A 5,204-nucleotide genomic window follows, 5' to 3' on the forward strand; every position below is an offset into this window, starting at 1 on the left:
CTCGGGTTCTTCATCAACCTCCCGCTCGTCAACTACTACGAACACGGGACGTACCTCACGGTCGGGCACGCCCACGCCGCCATGTTCGGCGCGTTTGGATTCCTCGCGCTGGGGATGGCGACCTACATGCTCCAGCTCACGACGAAACCCGACGCGTGGACGGAACGCCGACTCCGGTGGGCGTTCTGGCTCTGGAACATCGGCCTCGCGGTAATGGTGTTCGTCTCCGTCCTTCCCGTCGGCTTCCTGCAACTGGAAGCCGCGTTCTCCGGGAGCTACGACGCCGCTCGGAGCCTCGCGTTCTACAACAGCGACACGGTACAGCTCCTGTTCTGGGCGCGGCTGCCGGGCGACTCGATGCTCATCCTCGGCACGCTCGTGTTCGCCTACGACGTGCTCAAAAAGCAGTTCGTGCAGCGCGAGGTGACGACGCCGGTCCCAGAACCGGACGACCAACGCGTGCCGAGTCGGGTGTTCACGGACGACGACGACTGAACCGCCATCGACGGGTCCCAACCAGACCCGGCATCGACCGTTCGGCGGTCACTCCGCCACCTCGTCGGTTACGTATCGTTTGATAATCGTCCCCTCGGCGCGGTGCAGCGTTTCGCTGGCGGTCGATTTTGCGACGTCGGTCATCGACGCGAGTTCGGTGAGCGTGCAGGTCCGTGGTGAATCGTAGTAGCCACATTCGACGGCCGTTCGCACCAGACGCCGCTGTCGGTCGGTCAACAGACTCTCGGAGGAGGCCATCTCGCGGACGTACTCCACCTCGAACGGGACGCCGAACAGGTCCAGTTGCGTTGCGAGCGCGGACAGCCGGTCGCGCGCGGCCGTCACCTCGAACGTCGCGTCGCCGTCGGTTATCGTGAGCGGGAGTTCGAGCGGAATCGCCGACTCCTGTACCGAGAGCAAGAGAAGGGGTTCGGTCGTCTCGAACTCGACGAGACACGTATCGTCGGACGCCCGCAACAGGTCCAAGTGGACGATACCGTCGTGACCGTCCATCTCGCGGAGTATCGGCGGGAGGTCGGCGGCCGTGAGTTCGAGCAATCCGACGCCGACGTCGTCGGCGGGAAGGGCGGCCAGCACCCTGAATTTCGCATCCGGATACGTTGTCGAGACGTCGCCGATCCACGTCTCGGTGGGTAGCGTGAGCGTGAGTTTCGCGGTTGCCATCGATACCGTACGATATCGTCGGGATCCCCAATAATCCATGACGAACATGTTCGGGGGACGGCTTTCCATCGACGGCATCCAACCTGTACCTATGGCAGACATCTCGCACGACGACGTGGAACCGGTCACTGAGCGGGTTCACGACAACTCGTGGTCGGTGAACCTCGAAAAACCCGAACACGCCGACGATGCAGGGTTCGTCTGCTCGCAGGCGGTCGATGCCGTCGAGCACACGGCCCGAGGAAACCACGTGAACGTGGTCACGCACGCGAATCACGGCCACCCCGAAACGTACCTCTTCGACGCACTCACCGACGAGTTCGGTTCGGATATCGAGTGTGAATACGTCGACCAGTGCGGGTGCGGCGGCTACGTGATCCGAGTGTACGTCAACTGATTTACGATGGACGTAAACGACACCCGGAACGGGAGTCCATCCGTCCCCTCCACCGAGATAGTCGACCGAGACGAAGCCGACCCCGAGGCGGTTCGACGAGCGATTCACCAGCGCGGCAGAGAACTCGAACGGCGGGAGGTCGCGCGAGCGGTCGAACGACTCGGCGGCGAGGACAGTCTCACGGCGGAACAGCGGGCGGTCATCGAACGGATGGCGGCCGCCATCGTGAACGGTATCGTGGCGACGCCCGATGCGGTGTTACAAGACGCGTCGACGGATGACGACGCGGTGCGAACGGCGATCGAACTCTTCGACCCGGACGAATAACGGAACCCGACATCGGGGAGACAATCGGCGATTCGACTCATCCATTCAACGTAGCTCTCGGCGAGCGGTCGATGTTTTCGATGAAACCACCATCGACGAGGGGGACAGAACGTTCACATCAGTTAAACCCCATTAGTTAAATTCCATTATTTAAATTTTCAATCAATAATATTTCGTAGGAGCCGTACTGAATATACAGCGCGTATCGGTCACTCGACTCTACTGGATTCTCGCTTGTTGGGAATTATTCCAGCGTGTTATCTCCGTTCGTAACCTATGATCATATAGGAGGTAAAACTCATGAACACGTTATTGCGACTGGGTGTAGTAGGCATCGCTGTCTTGATCATGCTGGGACTCGGAGCAACTGTGACAGCGGGCGCTCAGGTAACTGACTTGACCGAGGATCCAGTGTCCGTTTTCGGCCATGTCGGCGACCATTGGGGCTGGCACAACAACTGGGGGAACCACCAGCACGGTGACCACTGGACCGACCATCCACACCACGGGCCACACGGTCCTCATCACGGCTCCGCTGGCCCACACCATGGACGTGGATGATAGATACATCTTCTATATTCATGAATACATCCCTCTCAGAAGTAAGGACATTCGTACTCTTTGTGTGAGATAGCGAGGCGTCGTTATAGGTTGTGAACGACGCACTTGATGAACGTCGTCATGCTGGACATTCTTCTCGTCCTCACCTTTCTGGTCGCGCATGAACCATCAAGCCGACTGTCCACAATGTACTCGACGCATCAATGAGAACGCATCGGCGGCCTATCGGCCACGAACGTCACCCCTGCCGTTTCCGCAACGGTTGAGTCGTCCGACTCGGTATAGACGGTAGTGAGACGTCGCCTGTTCGGAACGCTTTGCGGGCTCGTATTCCTGATGAACTTCGGGCGAACCGTCTTCGCACCGCTGCTCGAACCCCTGACGGTGGCCTTTTCGACCGACCAGGCGACCATCGGCGTGTTGATATCGCTGGTGTGGCTCGGCACCGCGCTCCCGAGGATTCCGATGGGATACGTCCTCACCCGCATCCCGCGGTATCAGGCCGTTCTGGCGACGGGATTCGTCCTCGCCGGGTCGTCGGGACTCATCGCGGTCGCGGATTCCATCGCCTCGCTTCGCGTCGGGACGTTTCTACTCGGCGTCGCCAGCGGTGCCTACTTCGTCGCCGCCGTGCCGCTAATCGCGGAACTATATCCGGACGCTGTCGGGCGAACCGTCGGCATCCACGGTGCAGCGTCGCAACTGGCGGCGGTCCTCGCCCCCACCATCGTCGTCGGAATCTTACTCGTCTCCTCGTGGCGGACGGTGTTCATCCTGCTCGCAGCGGTCACAGTCGTCTTCAGCATCGTGCTGGCGAGCATCGTTCGCGGGTCCCGAATCGCCGACGAGTCCGCCCCGGACCGCGCGTTTCTGTCCGCCGTGCGCTCCCACTGGCGACTCATCGCGGTCGGCCTCCTGATGGTCGGCGTCGCGGGATTCCTGTGGCAGGGCTTGTTCAACTTCTACGTCGTCTATCTGGACTCGTCGAAGGGAGTGCCGACGACGACGGCGAACCTCCTGCTCACCGTCGTGTTCGCGGCCGGCCTACCCGCGTTCTGGTTCGGCGGCCGGCTCGCCGATCGCCTCCCCATCGTCCCGTACATCCTCGCGATACTGACGGGATTCGTGGTGTCGGTGGTCGCGCTCACCGCCGCCGGTGGCATCGTCGCGCTCACCGTCGTCTCGGTCGCCATCGGGTACTCGATACACAGCCTGTTTCCGGCCTTGGACACCTACTTCCTCAACTCGCTGTCAGACGAGAATCGCGGCGTCGTCTACGCGGCGTTCACCGGTATTTCCCTGCTAGTCGAGGCGAACGGCACTGCAACCGTCGGTCTGCTCACCGAAGCGGGCTATCGATTCGACGTCGTGTTTATCGGCCTCGCCTCGCTCGTCGGTTGTGTCATCGTCGTCCTCGCAGGGTTGTACACGACGAACCGACTTCCGGGGAATTCGCCACGCGACCATCGCGCATAGGGTCCTCGAATCGCGTCACGTCGTTGGATAGCCTGCCAGAACCGCATTCAGCGAGGGTTCTACGGCCGTAATGTAAAGATACTACGGGTGATACGCCACTGTATGCGAATCGCGCTCATCGCACACGACGAGAAGAAACCCGATTTGGTCGAGTTCGTCCGAGATAACATCGACCAACTTTCGGACGTCGACTGCATCTCAACCGGAACGACCGGACAGCGAATCAACGAGAACACCAACCTCGAAGTCGAGCCGAAAGCGTCCGGACCGCTCGGCGGAGATATGATGATCCGTGCCGCGGTAGCCACCGGAGACTGTCAGGCTGTGATATTCCTCCGCGACCCGTTGACCGCCCAACCGCACGAACCGGACATCAACGCGCTCCTACGGGTGTGTGACGTTCACGACGTGCCACTGGCGACGAATCTCGCCAGCGCGAACGCCATCATCGACGAGCTAATAAAGCAAGCCTAACCGCCCGACGAAGGGGTCTAGCATCGAGACGTGACGAGCGTCAGAGAACGCCCTCGTCGGACAGTCGCTCGATATCCGCCTCCGTATAGCCGAATTCAGAAAGGATTGCTTCCGTGTGTTCGCCGAGGAGTGGCGGGTGCGCGCGAACCCGCGTCGGCGTCTTCGAGAGGTGCATCGGACTGCCCGCCATCTCGACGTCGCCCGCGGTCGGATGGGAAACCGACCACTGCATGTTTCGCGCATTCACTTGTGGATTGTCGAAGACATCCTGCATATCCTTGACGTCGGTCGCCGGGACGCCGTGGTCGTCCATCGTCTCCACTATTTCTGCCGTCGTGAACTCCGCGAACGTCGGTTCGAGGAGTGCATCGAGTTCGTCGCGGTTCTCGACGCGAGAGGCGTTGTCGCGGAATCGCTCGTCGTCGATGAGGTCCTCGCGGTCGATGGCACGACAGAACTTCGGCCAGAGGTTGGGCGACGGAACCGCGATGACCACGTACCCATCCGCCGTCGGGTACGCTTGATACGGGGCGAGCGTCGGGTGTTTGCTCCCCATTCGTTCGGGCGGGGTTCCCGTGGCGAAGTAGTTCGAGGCCATGTAGCTCATCCACGCAACCTGACCGTCGAGGAGCGAGACATCGACCTTCTGTCCCGTTCCGTCCCCGAGTTCGCGCTCGAGCAGTGCGGCGAGGATGGCTTGGGTCGCGTACATCCCCGCGCCGATGTCGGCGATGGCCACGCCCACTCGAACAGGCGAGCCGTCCGCCTCGCCGGTGATGCTCATCAGTCC

7 protein-coding genes are annotated in these 5,204 nt (G+C 61.2%); 5 read left to right on the top strand and 2 right to left on the bottom strand.

Annotation, left to right across the window (positions count from 1 at the left end; all coding sequences use genetic code 11):
• On the top strand, positions 1 to 495 hold a 495-nt coding region (locus BG842_RS17190; protein WP_139136169.1), incomplete at its 5' end, for a cbb3-type cytochrome c oxidase subunit I.
• 48 nt (positions 496 to 543) lie between these two features.
• On the opposite strand, the gene BG842_RS17195 is transcribed toward BG842_RS17190, so the two are convergent.
• Positions 544 to 1,179 carry a helix-turn-helix domain-containing protein gene (locus BG842_RS17195; RefSeq protein WP_069451725.1) on the bottom strand — a complete coding sequence of 212 codons (636 nt, stop codon included), beginning with the start codon at positions 1,177 to 1,179 and terminating at the stop codon, positions 544 to 546.
• A 91-nt stretch (positions 1,180 to 1,270) separates the two neighbouring features.
• Between BG842_RS17195 and BG842_RS17200 the strand changes: the two genes are divergently transcribed.
• The 4 genes from BG842_RS17200 (at position 1,271) to BG842_RS17220 (ending at position 4,414) form a co-directional block, all read left to right on the top strand.
• Complete coding sequence (locus BG842_RS17200; RefSeq protein ID WP_069451730.1) at positions 1,271 to 1,576, top strand: CGCGG family rSAM-modified RiPP protein; 306 nt, start codon at positions 1,271 to 1,273, stop codon at positions 1,574 to 1,576.
• A 6-nt stretch (positions 1,577 to 1,582) separates the two neighbouring features.
• Positions 1,583 to 1,903 (top strand): type I restriction-modification enzyme R subunit C-terminal domain-containing protein, encoded by a 321-nt coding sequence (locus BG842_RS17205; RefSeq protein WP_069451726.1) that lies wholly within the window; start codon positions 1,583 to 1,585, stop codon positions 1,901 to 1,903.
• Between the two features lie 852 nt (positions 1,904 to 2,755).
• Positions 2,756 to 3,940, top strand: a complete 1,185-nt coding sequence (locus BG842_RS17215) for an MFS transporter (protein ID WP_256388544.1) — start codon at positions 2,756 to 2,758, stop codon at positions 3,938 to 3,940.
• 102 nt (positions 3,941 to 4,042) lie between these two features.
• On the top strand, positions 4,043 to 4,414 hold the full coding sequence (locus BG842_RS17220) for a methylglyoxal synthase (RefSeq protein WP_069451729.1): 372 nt from the start codon (positions 4,043 to 4,045) through the stop codon (positions 4,412 to 4,414).
• Between the two features lie 40 nt (positions 4,415 to 4,454).
• Here the strand turns inward: BG842_RS17220 and BG842_RS17225 are convergent.
• On the bottom strand, positions 4,455 to 5,204 hold a 750-nt coding region (locus BG842_RS17225; RefSeq protein WP_139136170.1), incomplete at its 5' end, for a CaiB/BaiF CoA-transferase family protein.

The organism is Haladaptatus sp. W1, from assembly GCF_001723155.1.
Classification (GTDB): Archaea; Halobacteriota; Halobacteria; order Halobacteriales; family Haladaptataceae; genus Haladaptatus; species Haladaptatus paucihalophilus.